This is a genomic window from Nonomuraea sp. NPDC050556 (assembly GCF_044457355.1).
GTDB lineage: Bacteria > Actinomycetota > Actinomycetes > Streptosporangiales > Streptosporangiaceae > Nonomuraea.
Genome location: NZ_JBITGU010000001.1, coordinates 2,219,582 through 2,243,033, shown reverse-complemented (window position 1 = coordinate 2,243,033; position 23,452 = coordinate 2,219,582). Strand labels below are relative to the sequence as shown.

Sequence of the window (23,452 nt, the reverse complement as noted above, 5' to 3'; positions counted from 1 at the left end):
CCGCTTGACAGCCGTTACGTCACGAGTCGGCGGCGATCGTGCCACGCGGGGAGGTGCTGCCGGTCGCGGGCGAGGATGATCGGATGTGGCCGCCCGCCCCCGCACGCGCGGGAGCCGGCGGCCCGCCGTACGGCAGCGGTCCTGAGCCCCTGAGCGGCGGCATGTCGATCAGGAGGGCAGCAGTGGCGATCAGGCCGTATGTGCCGGGCGACGAGCCGGCGCTCTACGAGGTGTGCCTGCGCACCGGCGCGGACGGCGGCGACGCGTCGGGCCTCTACAGCGACCGGCGCCTGCTCGGCGAGGTCTTCGTCGGCCCCTACCTGGCGCTGCAGCCCGACCTGGCGTTCGTGCTCGACGACGGGAGCGGCGCCGAGGGCTACGTGCTCGGCGCGCTCGACACGCGCGCCTTCGAGCTGGCCTGCGAACGCCTGTGGTGGCCTGGCCTGCGCGAGGCGCGCCCGCTGGAGTCCGTGCCCGAGGGCGCGCCGGAGCGGTGGCTGGCCGAGTGGATCCACCGGCCGCGCCCCGCGCCCGAGGAGGTGCTGGAGGCGTTCCCCTCGCACCTGCACATCGACCTGGCCCCGCGCTGGCAGGGCAAGGGGTGGGGGAGCCGCATGCTCGCCACCCTGTTCGACGCGCTGGCCGCCCGCGGGTCGCGCGGCGTGCACCTGGGGGTGTCGCTGGCCAACACCAAGGCCGTCGCGTTCTACCGCAAGCTGGGCTTCGAGGACCTGATCGAGGGCGGGGGCGCGGTGTTCATGGGCCGCCCGCTTTGATGTGAGAAAGTGGCAAGTGTGCTCATCCTGGCCGGATGTCCCGTGCACGAGCTGCTCGACCGCCAGGCGACCAGCCTGGCCAGGCAGCTCGTCCGCATGTTCGTCGAGGAGATCCCCATCTACCGGCGGCTGCCGGACGAGGAGCTCGACGGCGACATCACCCGCATCACCGAGCACAACCTGCGGATGATCAGCGGCATGTTCCGCGACCGCCGCCCGCCCACGGCCGCCGAGCTGGCCCCGCTGCGCGCCTCGGCCGCCCGCCGCGCCCAGGAGCGCGTGCCGCTGGAGGCGTTACTCGCCGCCTACCACCTGGGCGCCCGCTGGGTCTGGGACCGGCTCGTCGCCCGCGCCTCGCCGGCCGACTTCGAGGCGATGCTCGACATGAACCGCCTCGTCCTCCTCTACACCGAGGCGGTCACCTCGGCGGTCTGCACCGCCTACCTGGAGGAGCGCGAGGGCATGCTCTCCCAGGAGCAGCACGCCATGCACGCCACGGTGTCCGCCCTGCTCGGCGGCGACCACACGGCCCTGGCAGCGGTACGGCTGGCGCCGCGCTACCTGGTGCTGGCCATCGCGGTCGGCGCGCACCCCGACGAGAAGCAGGACGAGCCAGGCGGATCCATCGCGGCCCGCCGCAAGCTCCACCGCATCAGGGCGGCCGTGCAGCGGCACGCCACCGAGCAGGTCCTGTCGGTCCTGGACGCCACCGGCGGCCTCGTCCTCATCCCGCTCAACGCGGGCGAGCCGTCGCTGGCCGAGGTGACGTCGGCCATGGCGCGCGCGGCGGGCGCGCCGATCTGGGTGGCGGCCGAGGCGGGACCGGCCGACCGGGTTCCCGCCGCAGCGAAGGTCGCCGAGGAGGTGCTGGAGGTGGCGCGCGTCTTCGGCCGACCGCCGGGCGGCTACCGGCTGGCCGACGTGCTGCTGGAGTACCAGCTCACCCGGCCGAGCGAGGCGACCGCGCGGCTGGCCGGGCTGCTCGACCCGCTGCTCGACAACCCCGACCTGCTGCGGACGCTGAAGGTCTACCTCGACTCAGGCCTCGACCGCCGCCGTACGGCTGAGCTGCTCCACGTGCACCCCAACACGGTCGACTACCGGCTGCGGCGCGCCGTCACCCTGACCGGGCTCGACCCAGCCGACCCGGCGCAGCTGCAGCGCATCGGCGCCGCCCTGGCCGCGCGGCGGCACCAGGCCCACCTTCGGTAGGGTTCTACGATCATGAAGTTGGATGTCGGATGTGCGATGTGGACGCACAAGGCGTGGCCGGGCCACGCGCTGCCGCCGGACGAGCGGCTGCGTTCCTACGCGTCGTGGTGCACGGCGGTGGAGGGCAACACGACCTTCTACGCCATCCCGGCCAGGGGCACGGCGGAGATGTGGGCGCGCCAGGTCGGGCCCGGCTTCCACTTCGTGCTCAAGGTGCCGAAGGCGGTCACCCACGACAAGCGGCTGGCCGGGGTGGAGGCGGAGATGCGCGCCTTCCTCGACGCGATAGAACCCCTCGGGCAGCAGACGTTGTGGGTGCAGCTTCCCGGGTCCTTCGGGCCGGGTGACGTGGGGGCGCTGACGTCGTTCCTGCGGCGGCTGCCCGCCGGATACCGGCGCGCCGTCGAGGTGCGGGACCGGGCGTTCTTCGAGCGGCCGCAGGCGCTGGAGGCCGCGCTCGCGGCAGTGGGCGCCGAGTGGGTGCCGTTCGACACCGTGACGCTCTTCGCGAGCCGCCCGACCAGCGACGCCGAGCGCGACGCCTGGACGAAGAAGCCCAGGGTGCCGCGCAGGACGACGGCCATGACCGACCGCCCCATCGTCCGCTACCTGGGCAGGGACTCGGTCGAGGCGACCGTCGAGGGCTGGCGCCCCTGGGTGGCGCAGACCGTCGAGTGGCTGCGCGAGGGCCGCACCCCGACGGTCTTCATCCACACCCCGGACAACGCCGAGGCCCTCGGCCTGGCCCGCCGCTTCCACGACGACGTGCGCGCCGAGCTGCCGGGGCTCGAGCCCCTCCCGGAGCCCGAGCCCGACGATCAGCCGACGCTGTTCTAGCCGCCGGAGACGGCCGCGATGACGGCTACGGAGAAGCCGCGCATGCCCCTGGCGTTCGGGTGGAAGGGGGCGGCGGGGTTGGCCGGGACGTACGGCTCGATCCACCGCGTGCCCGACGAGGTGCACGGGTCGTGGCCCACGCTCGGTGTCTGCAGGTCGATGAAGCCGACCCCGGCCGCCGACGCCTGCTCGGCCAGCATCTGGTTGAAGTACTGCAACGTCGCCCTGATGTAGTTGGCGTCCGCCTTGATGATCGGAACCCGCGGGTAGCAGCCGTTCGGCGGGGCGTAGGTGCCGTAGCCAACAACAAAGATCCTCGCCTGCGGGGAGCGCGCCCGGATGTCGGCCACCAGCTGCGTCAGCTTCGGACGCAACGCGTCCGTCTTCAGCCGCCAGGTGTCCTGCCCGTTCTCCATGTAGTCGTCGTTGCACGCGTCGCCGACCGGCGGCGGCAGCAGGTTGAGGCAGTCCTCGATGAACCCGGTCAGCCCCACGTCGTTGGCCCCGATCTGTACGGTGACCAGCGTCGTGTCCGCGCTGAGCGCGTCCAGCTGCGGCGCCACCGAGCCCAGGTCGGTGTTCTGCGGGGAGTACATGTCCTTGGTGTCCGCCCCGGAGCAGGTCACGTCGCGGAACGTGGCCGCGCCGATGGCGGAGGCCGTGAGATGGGCGTAGTTGTGGTCGGAACGCCAGCACCCCAGGTCGGGCACCACCTGGTTCGGGATCAGCGGCCCGGAGGCCGCCGAGTCGCCGAGCGCGACGTAGACGGGCCCGGCCGAGGCGTGGACGGGCGTGGCGAACGCGATCAGCAGCGCGACCGCGGCCAGCAGGGGACGGATCATACGGTGCTCCTCTCGGCTACCGCCGTACGGGATCTGAGCAGGAAGCCGGCCCCCGCGGCCGTGAAGAACATCAGCACGCCGTAGGTGGCCGACGGGACGGCCATCTGGGTGTTGTTCAGCAGCAGCGTCGCCACCGTGATGGACAGGGTGGCGTTGTGGATCCCGATCTCGAAGCAGGAGGCGACCGCCTGGCCGCGCCCTACCTTGGCCAGCAGCGGCACGAAGTAGCCGACCGACAGGCTGATCACGCTGAAGACCAGGCAGATCAGCCCGACGCTGGCGATGTAGTCGCCGAGGTTGTCCTTCTCCTTGACCAGCGTCGCCACGATCACCAGGAACAGGATGACCCCAGAGATGATCTTGACGGGCTTCTCCGCGCGCAGCGCGAACGCCGTGGCGAACCTCCGTACGGCCATGCCGATCGCGACCGGCACCAGCACGATCGCGACGACCTTGGCGCTCTCGCCGAACTGCAGGCCGAGCGTGCCGCTGCCGCCGAACCAGCCGATGGCCAGGTTGGTCAGCAGGGGCAGCGTGGCGACGGCGAGCACCGAGTTGATCGCGGTGAGCGTGACGTTCAGCGCGACGTCGCCGCCGAACAGGTGGCTGTACAGGTTGGCCGTGGTGCCGCCGGGCGAGGCGGCCAGCAACATCATGCCGACGGCCAGCGCGGGCGGCAGCCCGAACAGCAGCACCAGGCCGAGGCAGACGGCGGGAAGGACGACGATCTGGCAGGCCAGCGCGATGAGCGTGGCCTTGGGGTAGGCGACGACCCGCCGGAAGTCGGCCACGGTGAGCGACAGCCCGAGGCCGAACATGATGATCGCGAGCGCGGCGGGCAGGAGGGTAGCGGCAAGAGCCATGTGGGGGGTGCTCCGGTGTTAGTGACGGAAGGGTCCGGTGACTTCGTAGGTGATGCCGCCGGTGCCCGCCTTCTCGCCGCTGGTTCCCCGCTGCGAGGAGAAGTACAGCCGCGAGCCGTCCGGGGTGAAGGCGGGCCCGGTGATCTCGGAGGACGACTGGCCGTCGAGGCGCATGACGGGCGCGACGACGCGGTCCGGGGTGATGATGTTGATCTCCATGTTGCCGCCGTCCTCGGCGACGTACAGGTCGCCGCCGGGGACGCCGGTGATGTTGTCGACGCCGTCCAGCGAGCCGCCGCCGTCGTAGATCGAGGTGATCGTCTGCGCGGCGACGGAGTACGCCCACACCTTGCGGTCGCCCTTGGCGGTGAAGTAGCAGACCCCGGCGGAGTAGTGGCAGCCCTCGCCGCCGTTGAAGTGCCTGGCCGAGCTCACCTGCTGCCTGGTCTGCTTCGCGAAGACCCCGGGCGTCGGGTCGGGTACGGCCCGCCAGACGTTGTCGGTGCAGAACACGTCGAGTCGCCCGCTGGACAGGTCGCCCCAGACGGCGGGGACGAAGCGGTAGAAGCAGCCGTCCGACTCGTCCTCGGTGAGGTAGACGACCCGGTTGTCGGGGTCGCAGGCGGCGGCCTCGTGCTTGAACTTGCCCATCGCCGGGCGCTGCTGCGCGCCGCGCGTGCCGTACGGGTCGGTCTCGTAGACCTTGCCGCGGAAGATCTCCTCGCACGACAGCCACGTGTTCCACGGCGTGCGGCCGCCCGCGCAGTTGAGGTTGGTGCCGGACAGGATCCGGTAGGCGTCGGTGACGCTCCCGTCGGCCGAGAAGCGGAGCGCCGAGGCGCCGCCGACCAGCGGGACCTCGGAGTTGGAGACGTAGATCCAGCCGGTGCCGTCGGCGAAGCACGCGCCGCCGTCCGGGGCGGGGTGCCACAGGACGCGGCCGACGCTCCGCCCCGACCTGGCCACGACGCGGCTGCGGAATCCGGCGGGAAGGGCGACGCCGTTGGCGTCCGGCGCCAGCAAGGGACCGTAGGGGCTTTCTCCGGCTGTCAAGGCATTGGCCGCGTCCTGCCACAGGGCGCCCGACAGGGCGACGGCGGACACGGAGGTGAGGAAGGTACGGCGCTGCATGCCCAAACCATGGGCCGCGGCGTCCGATCTGTGAATTGGACAGCCGAGTAAATCTGACGTGTCAAACCTGTGACCCGTCACAAACCTCACCCCAGGCGTTGACGTGCGGTCCGGTGGGCCGTGAGGATCACGGCGTGCGTGTCCTCCTCGCAGTAGCGCTCGCCGTCACCTTCGTGACCGGCGCCACCACCACGCCGACGCGGGGCGAGGGCCTGCTGCCCTTCCCCAACGACACCCTCACCGTCGCCGACCCGTCCACGGCCACCGGCCGCCGCCTGGCGCTCCCACCTGACCTGATGCCGGTCAACGCGCGCGGCGTCCCCGTGGACCCGGCGCAGTGGAACACCGCCGACGGGTTCTCGCCCGGCTCGATGATCCTGGCCAGGGTGCCCGGCCTCGACCTGGGCAGGACCGGCGCCGCGCCGGTCACCGACATCGGCAGGTCGCTGGAGCGCGACGCGCCCATCACGCTGACCGACACGTGGACGGGGGAGCGCTGGCCGTACTGGGCGGAACTGGACGCCAACGCACCGGCCGACCGTCAGGCGCTGATCGTGCGCCCGGCGCGCAACCTCACTGAGGGCCACACCTACGCCGTCGTCCTGCGCCACCTCAAGAACGCGGCGGGCGAGGAGCTCACCCCGCCCGAGCCGTGGCGGTTCACCGTCGCCAGCGCGCGCGGCCTGGCCGGGCGGGCGCTGAAGATGCGCGACGACGCGCTGGGCAAGCTGGGGAGCGCCGCGCCGCCGTTCACCGTCACCGCGGTCACCGACTTCACCCCCGAGCAGGACCCGAGGATCGCGCGGCGGGTGGAGGGCACGCTGACCGTGCCCAGCTACCTCGACCAGCGCGGCGGCCCTCCGGGGTCGGGGCTCAACCTCGGTCCCGACGGGCTGCCCGCGCAGTTACCGGGCAACGAGCAGGTGGCGCCGTTCCGCTGCGAGATCCCGCGCCGGGCCTTCGAGCGTCCCGTGCGGGCCGCGCTCTACGGGCACGGGCTGCTCGGCAGGCAGTCCGAGGTGGGCGCGTCCAACGTCAAGACGATGGCGCAGGAACACGCCTTCGCCTTCTGCGCCACCAAGTGGATCGGGATGGCCGACGAGGACATCCCGACCGTGGTGGACGTCTTCTCCGAGATGTCGAAATTTCATACCATCCCGGATCGGGGGCAGCAGGGGCTGCTCAACACCATGTTCCTGGGCCGGGCGATGGTCACCGGGTTCGTCCGGAATCCGGCGTTCCAGACCGCGACCGGCAGGCCGCTCATCGACGCCCGGCACGGCGTCGTCTACGACGGCAACAGCCAGGGCGGCATCATGGGCGGCGCGCTCCTGGCCCTGTCCAAGGACATCAGGCGCGGCGTGCTCGGCGTGACGGGCATGAACTACAGCCTGCTGTTCAACCGCAGCTCCGACGCCGGGCCGTTCCAGCAGGTGCTCGACGCCGCCTACCCGGACAAGCTGGAGCAGCAGATCCTGCTGGCGCTCATGCAGATCCTGTGGGACAGGGGCGAGGCCAACGGCTACGCCGCGCACATGACCGGTGATCCGTACCCGGGAACGCCCAGCCACCAGGTGCTCATGCACGTCGCGTACGGTGACCACCAGGTGACCACGGCCAGCGCCGACGTCGAGGCGCGCACGATCGGCGCCAGGCTGCTGGTGCCCGCGCGCGGCGTCTACTGGGGGATCAAACCGGCCCGCGGCCCGCTGTGGCCGGGCTCTGCCATGGTCGTGTGGGACAGCGGCACCCCCGACCCGCCCGCCACCAACACCCCGCCCACCCAGGGCGAGGACCCGCACGAGGACCCGCGCAGGACCCCGGCGGCGCAACTCCAGAAGTCGATCTTCCTCAAGAGCGGCCTCGTGGTCGACGTCTGCTCTGGCTCGCCCTGCAAGAGCGACCCACGCTGAACGCCGGGGCCCTGTTCACGGAACAGGGCCCCGGCGCTCGTGGTCAGGCGTGCACGGCCGTGACCGTGCCCGCGCCGACCGTCAGCCCGCCCTCGCGGATCGCGAAGCCGAGCCCGTCCTCCAGCGCGACCGCCTTGCCCAGCTCGACCCGCACGTCGACGGTCTCGCCCGGCAGGGCGGCGGCGTCGAGGTCGATCCGGCCGGGCACGTCGGTCGTCCGCAGGTAGAACTGCGGCCGGTACCCGTCGCCGACGGGCTTGCGCCGCCCGCCCTCTTCCGGCGTGAGCAGGTAGATGCGAGCGGTGAAGGACCGCAGGGCGCGCTGGCTGCCAGGGGCGGCCAGCACCATGCCGCGCCTGACCTGGTCGCGGCGGACCCCGCGCAGCAGGACGGCGGCGTTGTCGCCGGCCTCGCCGCGCTCCATCGTCTTGCCGAACGTCTCCACCCCGGTCACGACCGCGGTGAACCCGTCGCCGAACCCGACGACCTCGACCGTGTCCCCGACCTTCACCTGGCCGCGCTCGATCGCCCCGGTGACGACCGTGCCCCGCCCGGTGACGGTGAGCACGTTCTCCACCGGCATGAGGAACGGCGCGTCCACGTACCGCACGGGTACGGGGATGTGGTCGTCCACCGCCTGGAGCAGCGCCTCGACCGACGCCGTCCAGACCGGGTCGCCTTCCAGGGCCTTCAGGCCCGAGACCCGGACCATCGGGACGTCGGTGAAGCCGTGCTCGGCCAGGAGGTCGGCCAGCTCCAGCTCGACGAGGTCGGCGAGCTCCGGGTCGGCGCCGTCGGCCTTGTTGACAGCGACGACCAGGTGCTCGACACCCACCCGCTTGGCGAGCAGCACGTGCTCGCGCGTCTGCGGCATGATGCCGTCGAGCGCGGACACGACGAGGATGGCGCCGTCCAGCTGGGCGGCCCCGGTGATCATGTTCTTCACGTAGTCGGCGTGACCGGGCATGTCGACGTGCGCGTAGTGGCGGGTGGCCGTCTCGTACTCGACGTGCGAGATGTTGATCGTGATGCCCCGCTGCGCCTCCTCTGGCGTGCGGTCGATCCGCTCGAACGGCGTGTACGTCGCCCCGCCCCGCTCGCTGAGCACCTTGGTGATCGCGGCGGTCAGCGTGGTCTTGCCGTGGTCGACGTGTCCCATCGTGCCGATGTTGAGGTGCGGCTTGTTGCGCACGTAGGCCTGCTTGGCCATGGTTCCTTTTCCTTCGAGTCCTGTTCGTGTGCGTGACCCGTCGCGGGTCTCCAACCTCCCCCCGCCGGGTCACTTTCAGGACTTACGGGAAGAGGTCAACGCTCCAGGCCGCCGAAGAAGGCACGCCCGCGAGCGCCCGCGGCGGCGGGCGTCGTCAGCGATGCGTGCAGGAACATGAGCGTCATAGTGACTGATGTAGCGTCAGAGGGGCAACGGATTATTCCCTTTGGCCGCTCGCACAAGGTCGTAGAAGCTCTTCGTCCTTCCGGATGAAGAGGACCGCAGCTCGCTGGCTTAGCGTTCGACCATGCGCCGCCTCTCCCTGGACGATCTGTACGGCCTGGCCGTACCCGGTGACCCCCAACTGCGCCCCGACGGGTCAGCGGTCGCCTACACCCTGACCAGAGCCGACCGTGAGTCGGACGCCAACGTCACCGAGATCTGGCTCGCCGCGCCGGGCGCCGCCCCGCGCAGGCTCGGGGCCGGATCGGCGCCGCGCTGGTCGCCCGACGGCCGCACGCTGGCCTTCGTGCGCGCCGCGGACGGGCCGCCGCAGATCCACCTGCTGCCCATGGACGGCGGCGAGTCCCGCGTCCTCACCTCGGCCAAGCTCGGCGCCGGAGCGCCCGTGTGGTCGCCTGACGGCACGCGCATCGCCTACGCCGGGCCGTACGGCGAGCTGAACCCGGACGCGCCGATCGTCATCGACACCCTGGAGTACAAGGCGGACGGGGCAGGGCTGCTGCGCGGCCTCACCACGCACCTGTTCGTCGTCGACGCGGAGGACGGCACGTCGGCGCAGGTCACGAAGGGCGACTTCCACGCCGGGGCGCCCACCTGGTCGCCCGAGGGCGATCTGCTGGCGTTCACCGCCGCCATGGACGCCGACCGCGACCTGGTCGTCGGCGGCGGGCTCTACCTGGTCGAGGCCAAGGAGGACGGCGCGTTCGAACGCGTCGGCCGCTCCGAGGTGATCTGCACCGGGGCGTGGTGGCTCGGCGAGCAGCTGATCGTGTCGGCCTTCCGCGACGTGCCCGAGGGCCACACCCGCCTGTTCGTCGTCCAGGACGACGACTTCGTCGAGGTGGAGACCGGCCTCGACCGCAACGTGATGGTCGGCGCCCCCGGCTACCCCGGCGCCAACCCGGTCATGGACGGCGACGACCTGCTCTTCGCCGCCCGCGACCGCGGCTTCACCCACCTGTACCGGCTGGCGCCCGGCGGCGTCGCCCAGAAGATCGTCGGCGGCGACGCGAACGTGTCGGGCGCCAGCCTGGCCCACGGCCGCCTCGCCTACGTGGCGGCCACCCCGCGCAGCTCGGGCGACGTCTACCTGGACGGCGACGCGCTCACCGAGCACGCCCTCGACGGGGTGGCGCTGTTCGAGGCGCGCAGCCGTACCTTCACCGCCCCTGACGGGACGCCGGTCGAGGGGTTCGTCCTGCGCGACGAGACGCTGACCGGGCCAGGCCCGCTGCTGCTCGACATCCACGGCGGCCCGCACAACGCCTGGAGCCCCGTCTTCGACGGCGTCCACCTCTACCACCAGCTCCTCGCCGCCCGGGGATGGACCGTGCTGACGCTCAACCCGCGCGCCAGCGACGGGTACGGCGAGGCCTTCTACACCGCCACCGCGGGCGCCTGGGGGCTCTCCGACGAGGACGACTTCCTCACCCCGCTCGACGTGCTCGTCGAGGAGGGCGTCGCCGACCCGGACCGCCTGGCCGTCACCGGCTACAGCTACGGCGGCTACATGACCTGCTGGCTCACCGGCAGGACCGACCGCTTCGCCGCCGCCGTCCCCGGCGGCGTCGTCACCGACCTGCGCAGCATGATCGGCACCGCCGACCTCGGGCTCTACCTGAGCAAGCACGAGATCAGGGGCGAGCACGTCGAGCAGTCGCCGATCACCAACGTCGGCAACGTCGTCACCCCGACCCTGATCCTGCACGGCGACAGCGACGACCGCTGCCCGGTCGGCCAGGCAGAGCAGTGGTTCGAGGCGCTGCGCGAGCGCAGGGTGCCGGTCCGCCTGGTCCGCTACCCCGGCGGCTCGCACCTGTTCATCCTCAACGGACGTCCCTCACACCGGTTCGACTACAACGAAAGGATCCTCGCGTGGCTGGAGCAATGGGTCAGCGGCTCGCAGAACTGATCGCCAAATACGAGGTCCCGGGCGCCGCGCTCGCCTACTTCCACCAGGGCGAACTGCACGAGTTCGCGGCCGGCGTCCTCAACGCCGACACCGGCGTCGAGGCGACCACCGACTCCCTCTTCCAGATCGGGTCGGTCTCCAAGGTCTGGACGGCCACGCTGCTCATGCAGCAGGTGGAACGCGGCAGGCTCACCCTCGACACCCCGGTCGCCGACCTGCTGCCCGGCTTCAAGGTGGCCGACGCCGAGGTCACCAAGACCGTCACCGTGCGGCACCTGCTCTCGCACACCAGCGGCATCGACGGCGACCTGTTCCTCGACACCGGGCGCGGCGACGACTGCGTCGAGAAGTACGTCGAGGCCTGCGCCGACCTGGCGCAGAACCACCCGCTGGGCGTCACGCAGTCCTACTGCAACTCCGGGTTCGTCATCGCCGGCCGCATCCTGGAGGTGCTGGAGGGCAAGACCTGGGACGCGGTCCTGCGCGAGAACATCTGCGAGCCGCTCGGCCTGACCCACACCTGGACGCTGCCCGAGGACGTGCTGCGCTTCAACGCCGCCATGGGCCATGAGGAAGGCAAGACCGTCCCGGTGTGGGGGCTCATGCGCGCGGTCGGTCCCGCCGGGCTCATCTGCGCCCGCCCGCGCGACGTGGTCGCGTTCGGCCGCGCCCACCTGGCGGAGCTCGAGGGCGGCCTGCTGGAGAACCCGCAGGCCATGTGGGAGCCGCAGGTCGACATCCCCAACCCGCACACCCTGGGCAAGCAGTGGGGCGTCGGCTGGATCCTCGACGAGTGGTCGGGCCAGAAGGTCATCTCGCACGGCGGCAACACCATCGGCCAGCACGCCATGCTCTGGGTGGTCCCGGGCACCGGCACCGTCGTGGCAGTGAGCGCCAACGGCGGCCACAGCGGCGCCTTCACCCACGCCGTGGCCACCGAGCTGTTCGCCGAGCTCGACGGCCTGGACGTGCCGCCCGTGCTCGGCCCGCCCGCCACGCCCGTCGAGGTCGACGTCGAGCGGTACACCGGGGTGTACGAGCGCGTCGGCGCCCGCATGACCTTCCGCGCCGAGGACGGCGCGCTGCACGTGCTCATCGAGGCCACCGGGGCGCTCGCCGCGCTCCAGGAGCCGTTCGAGATCCCCCTGGTCGCCGTGGACGAGACCACCTTCGTCGGCCGCCGCGAGGGTGAGCCCGACTGGAACTCGGCCGTGTTCTACCAGCTCGCCGACGGCTCGCCGTACGTGCACTTCGGTGTGCGCGCCACCCCCAAGATCGCCTGAGGAGACCCCATGGACCTGCAGAAACGCCTCGACGAGGCGGCGAAGGCGCACGACATCCCCGGCGCCACGCTCGCCGTGTGGTCGGACGGCAGGCTGTACGAGGCGGCCACCGGCGTCGTCAACCGCAACACCGGCGTGGAGACCGACACCGACAGCGTGTTCCAGGTCGGCTCCACCACCAAGGTGTGGACCGCCGCGCTGATCATGCAGCTGGCCGAGGAGGGGCTGCTCGACCTCGACAAGGAGATCGGCGAGTACCTCCCGCAGTTCGCCCTGGCCTACGACGCGCAGATCACCGTCAGGCACCTGCTGACGCACACCGGCGGCTTCGACGGCGACCTGTTCGAGGACACCGGGCGCGGCGACGACAGCCTGGAGAAGTTCGTCGCCTTCCTGCACGGAGCGGGCAAGGTCCACGAACCGGGCGAGCTGTTCTCCTACTGCAACGCCGGCTACGTGGTGCTCGGCGCCATCGTCGCCAAGCTGCGCGGCACCACGTGGGAGCAGGCGATGCAGGAGCGCCTGTTCACCCCGCTCGGCGTCACGCACGCCGCGCTGCTGGCCGAGGAGGCCGTGCTCTTCCGCGCGGCGGCCGGCCACATCGGGCCGGACAACGTCGTCTACCCCAAGTGGCAGATGCCCCGCTCCAACGCCCCGGCCGGGTCGACGTTGTGCCTGGCCCCGCGCGAGCTGGTGAAGTTCGGCCGCATGTTCGCCGCGGGCGGAGTGGCCGAGGACGGCACCCGCGTGCTGTCGGAGGAGTCCGTCGCCGCGATGCGCTCCCCACAGGTGCCGGTGCCCGGCGTGCCCGGGTTGATGGCGGCCAACTGGGGGCTCGGGTTCGAGCTGTTCGGCTGGGGCGCCTACGGACACGACGGCGGCACCCCCGGCCAGAGCACCTTCTGGCGCGTCTCGGACGACGGGACGTTCGCCATCGCGGCCAGCATCAACGGCGGCAGCTTCATGGGCCTGCTCACCGACCTGCTGCTGCCGCTGCTGCGTGAGGGCGGGCGCAGCGTCCCCGACCTGCCGACGCCGCCCGAGCACCCGCAGGCCGTCGACGTCTCGCCGTACCTCGGCCGCTACGCGGGCCCGCAGCTCGCCTACGAGGTGACCGAGGCCGGCGGCGGGCTGCAGATCGCCCTGATCCCCGGCGCGTTCATGGCCAGCATGGGACAGGAGGCCACCAGCGCCAGGTACGTCCACCTGAGCGATGACTCCTTCATCGCCGCCGAGCTCCAGGACGGCAGGTACGACACCGCCTCGTTCATCGTCAGGGACGGCGTCGCCACCCACCTGCACAACGGCAGGGCGGTAGCGCGTGCGTGAGATCTTCGACGCGGCGGGCGTGCGCGGCTTCGTGCACGCCCGCGACGTGGACGGCGACGCCGAGATCGGCCTCGACCCCGACGGCCCCGTCGTCCTCGCCTCGGTCTTCAAGCTGCCGATCCTGCTGGAGTACGCCAGGCAGGCGGCGGCCGGCGAGCTGGATCGCACCGAGCGGCTCACCGTCACCGCCGAGGACAAGGACGGCGGCATCGGCACCTCGGGCTGCGCCGACGACGTCTCGCTGACGCTGCGCGACCTGGCCCACTTCATGATGTCGATGAGCGACAACGCCGCCACCGACGTGCTGCTGCGCCGGGTCGGGCTCGACCACGTCAACGCCACGCTGGAGGACCTGGGGCTCAAGCGCACCCACCTGATCGGCGGCTGCTCGACGCTGTTCCAGTCGGTGTTCGACGAGCTCGGCACGATGGAGATCGAAGGCATCGCCGAGGAGCGGATCAGGGCGCTGGCCGTACGCGATCCGGCGAGGACCACGTCGGGCACGCCCCGCGAGATCACCACCCTGCTCAGCCTCATCTGGCGCGACGAGGCGGGACCCGCCGAGGCGTGCGCCGAGGTGCGCGACATCATGAGCAGGCAGATCTGGCCGCACCGCCTCTCCTCGGGCTTCCCCGACGAGGTGAAGGTGTCGGCCAAGACCGGCACCCTGTGGGGTGTGCGCAACGAGGCGGGCGTCGTGGAGTACCCCGACGGCAAGCGTTACGCCGTCGCGGTGTTCCTCCACGGCGACAACCTGGCCTTCCGCATTCCCGAGGCGGACGCGGCGATCGGCAAGGCCGCGCGCCTCGCTGTCGGACACCTGCGGGACTGATGTCGGTTTACGTCGATTATCGTGAGCGGATGAACAGTCGTCCGCGCGCCAGCCTGGAGCGGATCCTGTTCGACCTGGGCACGACGGTTCTCGACGTGGCCGCATCGCCCGGCCGGCTGGACGCCGAGGTGACCGGGGTGCACATCTACGACCCGCTCGACGAGCTGCTCGTGCCGCCGGGCGGGTTGCTGCTGGCCGTCGGCGTGCACGACGCCACCGCCATCTGCGACCTGCTCGACAACGCCCGCGAGGCGGCCGGGATCGTCGTCAAGCTGCCCGTCGACGTCGACGAGCAGGTACGCAGCAGGGTCCTGGAGACCGGCGTGGCCGTGCTCGGCCTGACCAGGGCGGCCTCGTGGTCGCAGGTCGCCGCCCTGCTGCGTTCCATGCTGGCCGAGGCCGACCTGACCGAGCCGGGGGACGGGCCGCAGGGCGACCTGTTCTCCCTGGCCAACGCCGTGTGCGCGCTCATCGACGCGCCCATCACCATCGAGGACAGGTCGGCGCGCGTGCTGGCCTTCTCCGGCCGCCAGGACGAGGCCGACCCCGGGCGGGTCGAGACCGTGCTCGGCCGCCAGGTGCCCGAGCGCTACCAGCGCATGCTCGACGAGCGCGGCTTCTTCAAGAAGCTCTACCAGAGCCGCGAGCCCGTCTACATGGAGCTCGACGGCGACAGCATCAACCGGGTGGCCATCGCGGTGCGTTCGGGCGACGAGATCCTCGGCTCCATCTGGGTGGCCGTGCGCGAGCCGCTCACCCCGCAGCGCGAGCAGGCGCTGGTCGACGCCGCCAAGATCGTCGCCCTGCAGCTCCTGCGCGAGCGCGCCGGAGCCGACACCCAGCGGCGGCTGCGCGCCGACCTGCTCTCGACCGTCCTGGCCGGTGGCGCGGAGGCGGCGGAGGCGGCTGGACGGCTCGGCATCGCCACGGAACGCCTCTGCGTCCTAGCCGCCCAGCTCACCGAGACGGACGCCACCGACCCGGCGCGCGGCGAGAGCGACAGGCAGCGCTTCTGCGACGCCCTCGCCCTGCACGTCGGCGCCATCCATCCCAAGGCGGCCGCCGCCATGGTCGGCTCGGTGGCCTACGCCGTCCTGCCGCTGCACTCGGGCGGCGACGAGGAGGCGCGGGCCGTCAAGGTCGCCGAGTCGTTCCTGAGCCGGGTCGGGCCGCGGCACGCGGCCAACATCGGCGTCGGCCGCCTGGCGGCCAACCTCTCCCAGGTCGCCAGGGCCCGCGCGGACGCCGACCGGGCCCTGCGGGTGCTGCGCGTGCGCGGCCTCACCGGTCAGGTCGCCGGATACACCGCCGTGCACTTCGAATCGCTGCTGCTCCAGGTCGCCGACGTCGTCGCCGCCGAGGAGCAGTCGCCCACCGGCCCCTACGAGCGGCTCCTGGCGCACGACGCCGAGCACGGCAGCGAGCTCGTCGCCACCCTGCGGGCCTACCTCGACGCGTTCGGCGACGTCAACGTGGCCTGCGCCCAGGTCCACGTGCACGCCAACACCTTCAGGTACCGGCTCAAGCGGCTCACCGAGATCAGCGGTCTGGACCTCACCGACCCCGACGCGCGACTCACCGTGATGCTGCAGATGCGGATCTTCGGGCGCTAGCACGAGGCCACCTCCGCTTTTCGTGAAGGGCAACGAAGAAGGCGGGGCCGCGAGGGGCGAGTGTTGTGCATCACCCCCACGCTCTCCTGGAGTTCCCATGAAGAAGACAGCGGTGCTCGCCGCGTTGGCCCTGCTAGCGGCCGCCTGCGGCAGTGGCGGCGGTACGGCGGGCGCGCCGGGCAAGACGAACGCGAGCGGCACGTTCACCGCCGCGATCAGCTCGGACCCCGGGATCCTCGACCCGGCCATGGGCGTCCTCTCGGTCACCAACACGGTGCTCTCGGTCGCCTACGACACCCTGGTCGCCTCCGACGCGGAGGGCACGATCATCCCGGGCCTGGCCGAGAAGTGGGACGTCAAGCCGGACAACGTCACCTTCACCCTGCGCAAGGACGTCACCTGCTCCGACGGCGCCAAGCTCACCCCGTCCGACGTGGCGGAGAACGTCAACCACATCGCCGACCCGGCCACCAAGTCGCCCATCTACGGCGTGCTCGTCCCCGCCGGAATGAAGGCCAAGGCGGACGACGCCGCGGGCACCGTGACGCTGTCGACCCCCGAGCCGTTCAGCTTCATCCTCGAGAGCGCCAGGCTGCTGTTCATCGTCTGCGGCAAGGCCGTCAAGGACCGTTCGCTGATCGCCCACGCCAGCTCCGGCACCGGCCCGTACACGCTCACCGAGGCCGTCCCCAGCGACCACTACACCTTCAAGGCGCGCAGGGACTACGCCTGGGGCCCCAAGGGCGGCACCGGCAAGGACATCCCCGAGACGGTCGTGCTGAAGGTCGTCCCCAACGAGCAGACCGCGGCCAACATGCTGGTCGCCGGAACGCTGAACACCGCCACCTTCTACGGGCCCGACCGCACCCGCATGGAGGCCAACCCCCAGCTCGGCAAGATCATCGACCCGGCGGGCAACGGCCAGTTCTTCTACCACCAGGGCGAGGACCGGCCCACCCGTGACGTGGCCGTGCGCAAGGCGCTCACCCAGGCCCTCGACCTGAAGGAGCTGGGCGGCATCGCCTCCAGCGGGACCGGCGGCCCGGCCACCGGCCTGGTGCTCAACCCGCGCCCCTGCAAGGGCGACACCGTCGCGGGCCACGTGCCCTCCTACGACCCGGCGGCCGCCACAGCCGCGCTGGACGCGGCCGGGTGGAAGGTCGGAGCCGACGGCATCAGGGAGAAGGGCGGCAAGAAGCTGACCCTGCGCTACCTCTACGCCACCACCAAGGGTCCTGGCATCGGCGCGGCGGCCGAGTACACCGCGGCGGCCTGGAAGAAGATCGGCGTCGACGTCAAGCTCAACGGTGTCATCGACACCAAGCTGTCGGAGTCGCTCATGGCCACCCAGGACTGGGACGTCGTGTGGCTGCCCATCGGCGTCACCCTGCCCTCGCAGCTCGTCGGGTTCCTGTCCGGCCCCGCCGCTCCCAAGGGCGCCAACTTCGCGCACCTGAACAACGCCAAGTACCAGGAGCTGGTCGGCAAGGCCGCGCTGGTGCCCGGCGCGGAGGGCTGCAAGATGTGGCTGGAGTCGGAGTCCGCGCTGTTCGAGAACGCCGACCTCGTCCCCGTCGTGGAGACCAACACCCTCACCTCCACCAGGGGCGTCACCTTCGAGTGGCTCGGCGGCCTGTTCTCCGCCTCGTCGATCCGTCTCACCCAGGGAAGCTGAATGAGCGTTCGGCGCCTCGTGCGCTTCGTCGTGTCGCTGGCGGTGCTGCTCGTGGCGTCGTTCGCGATGATCCACCTCATTCCCGGCGACCCCGTGCGGGCCTCGCTCGGCCCGGCCGCTCCGGTCGAGCTGGTCAACATCCGCAAGGCCGCGCTCGGGCTGGACAAGCCCATCCTGGAACAGTTCTTCACCTACATCGGCCACGTCTTCCAGGGCAACTTCGGTACCTCGTTCCTCACCGGCGAGCCGGTCGGCGAGGTCATCGCCGCCCGGCTGCCCAACACCCTCGGGCTGGCGCTGCTGGCCACCGCGGTGGCCCTGCTGATCGCGGTGCCGATCGGGATGTGGGCTGCGGTCCGTACGGAGAACGGCAAGAACCGGGGCACCGAGATCACCTTCAGCTCGGTCACCGGCACGGCCGTCGCCATCCCCGAGTTCCTCTACTCGATCGCCCTGGTCGCGGTCTTCGCCATCGGGCTCGGCCTGTTCCCACCGGCGGGCAAGGACGGCGTGATCTCCTACGTCCTGCCCATCGCGGCGCTGGCCATCGGCCCGATCGCGATGATCTCCCGCATCTCCCGGGTGGAGACGCTGCGCGCGCTCGGCACCGACTACGTGCGGCTGGCCAGGTCGAAGCGGCTGCCGAGCGCCCGGCTGCACCTGCGCCACGTGCTGCCCAACACGCTGACCGCGACGCTCACCGTCGGCGGGCTGCTGCTCACCTCGCTGATCGCGGGCAGCGTGCTGGTGGAGTACGTGTTCGCCTGGCCGGGCCTCGGCATGAAGATCGTCGAGTCGATCACGCAGAAGGACTATCCCGTCGCCCAGGCCGTCATCCTCGTCTACGGCGCGATCGTGCTCATCGTGAACCTCGCCGTCGACCTGATCCTGGGCGCGCTGGACCCCACCTCCAAGATCAAGGAAAACTGATGCGCATCCGCACCCCCGCCGCGATCGCCGGCGCCGTGCTGGTCACGCTCATGGTGATCCTGGCCGTCATCGGGCCGGTCATCTGGGGGGACACGGCCGACAAGATCGACGCGGCGGCCATACTGAAGGGCGCCTCGGACGCCCACCCGCTCGGCACCGACAACCTGGGCCGCGACGTGCTGGCCAGGGTCCTGGTCGCCGGGCGGTTCTCCCTGCTGCTCGCGCTGGCGGCCACGTCCATCGGCGCGGTCGTGGGCACGGTGCTCGGCGCGCTGCCGTCCGTGCTGCCCCCTCGGGGCGCGAGGTTCGTCACCGGCGCGGTCAACGCGCTGGTGGCCTTCCCCGGCCTGCTGCTGGCCATGTTCACCGCGGTCATCGCCGGGCTCGGGGCCAAGGGCGCGGTGCTCGGCATCGGCGTCGCCATCGCGCCGAGCTTCGCTCGTCTCACCCAGACGCTCTCCGCCACCGTGGCGGGGGCCGACTACGTCTCGGCCGCCCGCATGCTGGGCGTCTCCCGTACCCGGATCCTGACCAGGCACGTGCTGCCCAACATCGCCGAGCCGCTCATCCTCAACATCACCCAGGCGCTCGGCGGGGCGCTGCTCGGCCTGGCCGGGATGTCGTTCCTCGGGCTCGGCGTGCAGCCGCCCGCCTACGACTGGGGGCGGTTGCTGTTCGACGGGTTCGGCAGGATCTACGTCACGCCCGAGGTCGCGATCGGGCCGGCGATCGCGGTGGCGCTGGCCGGGATCGGCTTCAACCTCCTGGGGGACGCGCTGGCCAAGGCGGCGTCCCGCTCCGCCGTACACGGGCGGCGGGTCGTCCCCGTCGCTCCTGCCGCGCCCGGCGAGGCGGATCCCGAGGCGGTGCTGGAGGTCAGGGATCTGACCGTCACCTTCCCCGGCGGGGTCACGCCCGTGCGCGGGGTGTCGCTGACCGTCCTTCCCGGGCAGATCGTCGGCCTGGTGGGGGAGTCGGGCAGCGGCAAGAGCCTCACCGCCTCGGCGATCGGCGGGCTCGTGCCCTATCCGGGGGTGGTGACGTCGGGACGGCTCGCGCTCGGCGGCCGGGACATTGCTGAAATGTCGGATAAGGAGATTGGAACTGCGCTGGCCATGGTCTTTCAGGACCCCATGACCTCGCTCAACCCCGCGCTGCGGGTCGGCGGGCAGCTCGCCGAGGTGGCCGTCGTGCACCAGGGCGCCACGCGCGCCGAGGCTTCCTCACGAGCCGTCGACCGGCTCGGTCACGTGCATCTGCCCAAGCCCGCGCAGGTCGCCAGGCAGCACCCGCACGAGCTGTCCGGCGGCATGCGGCAGCGCGCCGTCATCGCCATGGGCCTCATGGGCACCCCCAGGCTCGTCATCGCCGACGAGCCCACCACCGCGCTCGACGTGACCGTGCAGCGGCAGATCCTCAAGCTGCTGCGCGAGGTCACCGACGAGACCAACGCGGCGGCGCTGTTCATCTCCCACGACATCGCCGTCGTGGGCGAGCTGTGCGACCAGGTCGTCGTCATGTACGCGGGCCGCGTCGTCGAGGAACTGCCGGTCGAGAAGCTCGCCACCGGCGCGGCGCACCCCTACACGCGGGCGCTGATCGACTCGCTGCCCGACATGGACACCGACAGGTCGCTGCCGCTGGCCAGCATCCCCGGCCGCCAGCCCGCGCCCTCGGACGTGGGCACCGGCTGCGCCTTCGCCGACCGCTGCGGGCTGGCCACGCCGCGCTGCTCCGCCGAGCTTCCCCCACTGGAGTCGTACGGCAAGGCGCACCAGGTCGCCTGCTGGGAGGTCTGATGATCATCGAGAACCTGACGGTGCGGTTCGGCTCGTTCACCGCGGTCGACAACATCACCCTCGAAGTGCCGCCGGGCTCCATCGTGGGGCTCGTCGGCGAGTCGGGGTCGGGCAAGTCGTCGGTCGCCAGGGCCGTCAGCGGCCTCGTGCCGCACACCGGGACGATCACCGGCGCCACGCGCATCCAGATGGTGTTCCAGGACCCCTACGCCTCGCTGGACCCGCGCATGAAGGTCGGCGCGTCCATCGCGGAGGGGTGTGGCAAGGCGGACGTCGAGCGGCTGCTCGGCCTCGTCTCGCTGCCGCCCGAGATCGCCTCGCGCTACCCGCGCGAGCTGTCGGGCGGGATGCGGCAGCGGGTGGCCATCGCCAGGGCGCTCGGCGCCTCACCCGACCTGCTGGTCGCCGACGAGATCACCAGCGCCCTGGACGTGTCCGTCCAGGGGTCGGTGCTGAACCTCGTGCGCAGGCTGCGGGACGAGCTGGGGCTGTCGATGTTGTTCATCTCGCACAACCTGGCCGTGGTGCGGTACGTCTCGGACGTGGTGGCGGTGCTGCACCAGGGGCGGATCGTGGAGCTGGGGCCGACCGAGGAGGTCGTGGGCGCTCCCGCCCACGACTACACGCGCTCGCTCCTCGAAGCAGTCCCCAGGCTGGGACGCTCCACCACGTAGAAGGCCTTGCCGTGGAAGGCGGTCACCTGACCGCCCTCCGCGAGCAGGCCGCCCAGCACCTCGCGCACGGCCAGCCGCCACGCCTTCGCGGCCCCCGGGTCCACCGTGCGCATCGCCTCGATGTTCTCCGGTACCGCCACCAGCAGCGTGCGGGCCTGGGTGGCGCAGACGACGGGACGCCCGTCCTCGTCGGCCAGCGCGACCTCCGCGTCCACGGGAAGCGGTCTCTGGTACGGCTCACGCCGTACGAGAGACTCCACGTGCGGCGCGGACAGCGGCCAGGAGGCCAGTACCCGGTCGGACTCGTCGCCCTGGTTGATGGCGTCGGCCATGACGCCGTAGAAGCCCGGCAGGTACTCCTGCGGGCGGGCGCCCAGCTTGGCCAGGTTGAAATGGGCGTTCCTGCGGACCAGCGGGTCGTACGTCCACGTGACGCGGTCCAGGCCGCGCTCCAGCGCCCAGCGGCGCTGGTGCAGCTTCAGCTCGAACCCGATGCCGTGGCCCGCGGTCGCGCCGGTGATGTGGGAGTGCAGGGTGCTCCGGGACGAGAAGAACCCGACGGAGGCGCCGACCATCCGGCCGGCGCCGTCGAAAGCACCCGCGACGTAGTTGCCCGCGTGGGACATCGCCCGCATCAGCTCGACCGTGATCGGCCTGCTGTCCGGGTCGAAGTGCCAGATCTCCTCGAACAGGTCCATGACCTGCCCGAACTCCGCGATCCCGTGGAGTTCCCTGATCGCGATCAACGTACCGGCCCTCCGAGTGCTCAGGTGTCACGGCGACGCTATGCCACCGTGAGGGCGGCTGAAATCGTGCCGCACACCCAAGAGAGCCGGGCTGTTCGTGGGATCAGACAGTGATCCACTCCGTGGAGGTGGTGACCTCCTCGAGGATCTCCTTCACCGGCTCCACGCCGATGCCCGGACCCTGCGGAACGTTCAGGTGACCGTCCTCCAGCTCGAACGGGGCCGTGATGTCCGTCTTGTAGTAACGGCTGGACCCGCTGGTGTCGCCGGGCAGGGTGAAACCGGGCAGGGCGGCCAGCGCCACGTTCGCCGCGCGGCCCAGGCCCGTCTCCAGCATGCCGCCGCACCACACCGCGATGCCGTGCGCGCGGCACAGGTCGTGGATGCGGCGCGCCTCCAGGTAACCGCCGACGCGGCCCGGCTTGATGTTGATGATCGAACACGAGCCCAGCGAGATCGCCGCCGCCGCGTGCTCGGCCGACTCGATCGACTCGTCGAGGCAGATCGGCGTGGTGAGCTGCTTGGCGAGCTGGGCGTGCTGGACCAGGTCGTCGTTGGCGAGCGGCTGCTCGATCAGCAGCAGGCCGAACTCGTCCAGCCTGGCGAGCTGGCGGGCGTCCACGAGGGTGTAGGCGGCGTTGGCGTCCACCTGCAGCAGGACGTCGTCGCCGAACCGCTCCCGCACCGCCCTGACCGGCGCCACGTCCCAGCCGGGCTCGATCTTCAACTTGATCCGGACGTAGCCCTCGTCGATGTACCCCTCGACCGCATCGAGCAGTTCCTTGATCGAATCCATGATGCCAACGGAGACACCACACGGCACCCGGTCCACCGCCGCGCCCAGGAACCGGCCGAACGACTCACCGCTGGCCTTGAGCTGGGCGTCGAGGATCGCCGTCTCCACGGCGGCCTTCGCCATGCGGTGCCCCTTGATCGGCTCCAGCGCCCTGGCGACGCCGAGGGCGTCGACCTCGTTGGGGAGGGCGGGCAGGAGGAAGCGTTGGATGACCTGGGCTGCCTCGTCGACGTACTCGGAGGAGTAGAGCGGCTCCGACATCGCCACACACTCACCCCAGCCCTCGGCGTCGGGGGTGACGACGCGGACCAGGAGGACGTCGCGTTTGGTCTCGGTGCCGAACGAGGTGCGGAACGGTGCCACCAGGGGCATCGCGATCCGGCGCAGTTCCACTCCAGTGATCTTCATCATCTCTCCACAGCGGGACATCGGGTGTACGGGGGCCGTTCCCTGATCAGTAGGGCGCAACCTTTTCAGTGACGGTATGCCACGAGGGTTTTCCGCGAATGGTGCGGAACACTCAAATTCCCCCCACTTTTCGTGCCCCCACGTCACAGACCTCCCCCTCAGTCGGGCGGCCCCCGAGGAGTTGAACCCTCCCCAGGATGCGGGGGCGCACAGCAAGGGCCTTCGCGCTCCGCGCTCCGGACTGGCCTTATCGGGGGGCCGAGCCCCCCAAGGCCCCCAGCCGTGCGGCCTCCCGGAACCCCGGGGTGTCGAGCCGCTCCCTCGGGTTGACCCAGGTGTCTGTCCTTTGACAGCTCGGTAATTGACGGCTCGCAAACCATCTTCTGGTGCGCCGACTCCACTGGGGGTTCCGCTCGCTACGACGTTGC

Annotated in this window: 19 protein-coding genes; 13 read left to right on the top strand and 6 right to left on the bottom strand. The window is 71.3% G+C overall.

All coding sequences use genetic code 11. From position 1 onward, the window contains the following. Positions 1–38 precede the first annotated feature (38 nt). Genes ACIBG8_RS11095 through ACIBG8_RS11085 form a run of 3 tightly spaced genes read left to right on the top strand, consistent with a single transcriptional unit; the run spans position 39 to position 2,825 of the window. On the top strand, positions 39–776 hold the full coding sequence (locus ACIBG8_RS11095) for a GNAT family N-acetyltransferase (RefSeq protein ID WP_397342493.1): 738 nt from the start codon (positions 39–41) through the stop codon (positions 774–776). A 9-nt stretch (positions 777–785) separates the two neighbouring features. Beyond that, on the top strand, positions 786–1,988 hold the full coding sequence (locus ACIBG8_RS11090) for a PucR family transcriptional regulator (RefSeq protein WP_397342492.1): 1,203 nt from the start codon (positions 786–788) through the stop codon (positions 1,986–1,988). A gap of 12 nt (positions 1,989–2,000) precedes the next feature. Next, a complete protein-coding gene (locus tag ACIBG8_RS11085) occupies positions 2,001–2,825 on the top strand; it encodes a DUF72 domain-containing protein (protein ID WP_397342491.1) in 825 nt (274 codons plus the stop codon). Here the strand turns inward: ACIBG8_RS11085 and ACIBG8_RS11080 are convergent. Genes ACIBG8_RS11080 through ACIBG8_RS11070 form a run of 3 tightly spaced genes read right to left on the bottom strand, consistent with a single transcriptional unit; the run spans position 2,822 to position 5,661 of the window. After that, on the bottom strand, positions 2,822–3,667 hold the full coding sequence (locus ACIBG8_RS11080; RefSeq protein ID WP_397342490.1) for an SGNH/GDSL hydrolase family protein: 846 nt from the start codon (positions 3,665–3,667) through the stop codon (positions 2,822–2,824). The two genes, ACIBG8_RS11085 and ACIBG8_RS11080, sit on opposite strands and share 4 nt — an antisense overlap. Beyond that, complete coding sequence (locus tag ACIBG8_RS11075; RefSeq protein WP_397342489.1) at positions 3,664–4,530, bottom strand: bile acid:sodium symporter family protein; 867 nt, start codon at positions 4,528–4,530, stop codon at positions 3,664–3,666. Before ACIBG8_RS11075 ends, ACIBG8_RS11080 begins: the two co-directional genes overlap by 4 nt. A gap of 18 nt (positions 4,531–4,548) precedes the next feature. Further along, positions 4,549–5,661 (bottom strand): alkaline phosphatase PhoX, encoded by a 1,113-nt coding sequence (locus ACIBG8_RS11070; RefSeq protein ID WP_397342488.1) that lies wholly within the window; start codon positions 5,659–5,661, stop codon positions 4,549–4,551. 134 nt (positions 5,662–5,795) lie between these two features. Here ACIBG8_RS11070 and ACIBG8_RS11065 point away from each other — a divergent pair, with 134 nt between their 5' ends. Continuing rightward, entirely contained in the window at positions 5,796–7,574 is a 1,779-nt protein-coding gene (locus ACIBG8_RS11065) for a hypothetical protein (RefSeq protein WP_397342487.1), read from the top strand. Positions 7,575–7,617: 43 nt separating this feature from the next. On the opposite strand, the gene tuf is transcribed toward ACIBG8_RS11065, so the two are convergent. Then, the gene (tuf, locus tag ACIBG8_RS11060; RefSeq protein WP_397342486.1) at positions 7,618–8,784 is read right to left on the bottom strand and encodes an elongation factor Tu; all 1,167 of its coding nucleotides are present in this window, start codon (positions 8,782–8,784) and stop codon (positions 7,618–7,620) included. Between the two features lie 307 nt (positions 8,785–9,091). Between tuf and ACIBG8_RS11055 the strand changes: the two genes are divergently transcribed. From ACIBG8_RS11055 to ACIBG8_RS11015, 9 genes are all read left to right on the top strand, one after another. Continuing rightward, a complete protein-coding gene (locus ACIBG8_RS11055) occupies positions 9,092–10,939 on the top strand; it encodes a S9 family peptidase (protein WP_397342485.1) in 1,848 nt (615 codons plus the stop codon). Next, complete coding sequence (locus ACIBG8_RS11050; RefSeq protein ID WP_397342484.1) at positions 10,903–12,222, top strand: serine hydrolase domain-containing protein; 1,320 nt, start codon at positions 10,903–10,905, stop codon at positions 12,220–12,222. The genes ACIBG8_RS11055 and ACIBG8_RS11050 overlap by 37 nt, the downstream gene beginning before the upstream one ends. A 9-nt stretch (positions 12,223–12,231) precedes the next feature. After that, entirely contained in the window at positions 12,232–13,551 is a 1,320-nt protein-coding gene (locus tag ACIBG8_RS11045) for a serine hydrolase domain-containing protein (RefSeq protein WP_397342483.1), read from the top strand. Continuing rightward, positions 13,544–14,383, top strand: a complete 840-nt coding sequence (locus tag ACIBG8_RS11040) for a serine hydrolase (protein ID WP_397342482.1) — start codon at positions 13,544–13,546, stop codon at positions 14,381–14,383. The genes ACIBG8_RS11045 and ACIBG8_RS11040 overlap by 8 nt, the downstream gene beginning before the upstream one ends. A 29-nt stretch (positions 14,384–14,412) precedes the next feature. Continuing rightward, on the top strand, positions 14,413–15,996 hold the full coding sequence (locus ACIBG8_RS11035) for a PucR family transcriptional regulator (RefSeq protein WP_397342481.1): 1,584 nt from the start codon (positions 14,413–14,415) through the stop codon (positions 15,994–15,996). Between the two features lie 97 nt (positions 15,997–16,093). Further along, entirely contained in the window at positions 16,094–17,671 is a 1,578-nt protein-coding gene (locus ACIBG8_RS11030; RefSeq protein ID WP_397342480.1) for an ABC transporter substrate-binding protein, read from the top strand. Further along, positions 17,672–18,601, top strand: coding sequence for an ABC transporter permease (locus tag ACIBG8_RS11025; RefSeq protein WP_397342479.1), 930 nt, complete (start codon positions 17,672–17,674; stop codon positions 18,599–18,601). Continuing rightward, positions 18,601–20,400 (top strand): dipeptide/oligopeptide/nickel ABC transporter permease/ATP-binding protein, encoded by a 1,800-nt coding sequence (locus tag ACIBG8_RS11020; RefSeq protein WP_397342478.1) that lies wholly within the window; start codon positions 18,601–18,603, stop codon positions 20,398–20,400. Before ACIBG8_RS11025 ends, ACIBG8_RS11020 begins: the two co-directional genes overlap by 1 nt. Beyond that, entirely contained in the window at positions 20,400–21,074 is a 675-nt protein-coding gene (locus ACIBG8_RS11015) for an ABC transporter ATP-binding protein (RefSeq protein ID WP_397342477.1), read from the top strand. The genes ACIBG8_RS11020 and ACIBG8_RS11015 overlap by 1 nt, the downstream gene beginning before the upstream one ends. Here ACIBG8_RS11015 and ACIBG8_RS11010 read toward each other — a convergent pair. Beyond that, positions 21,020–21,820, bottom strand: coding sequence for a GNAT family N-acetyltransferase (locus ACIBG8_RS11010; protein WP_397342476.1), 801 nt, complete (start codon positions 21,818–21,820; stop codon positions 21,020–21,022). The two genes, ACIBG8_RS11015 and ACIBG8_RS11010, sit on opposite strands and share 55 nt — an antisense overlap. Before the next feature lie 103 nt (positions 21,821–21,923). After that, the gene (menC, locus tag ACIBG8_RS11005) at positions 21,924–23,024 is read right to left on the bottom strand and encodes an o-succinylbenzoate synthase (RefSeq protein WP_397342475.1); all 1,101 of its coding nucleotides are present in this window, start codon (positions 23,022–23,024) and stop codon (positions 21,924–21,926) included. Positions 23,025–23,452: the final 428 nt, after the last annotated feature.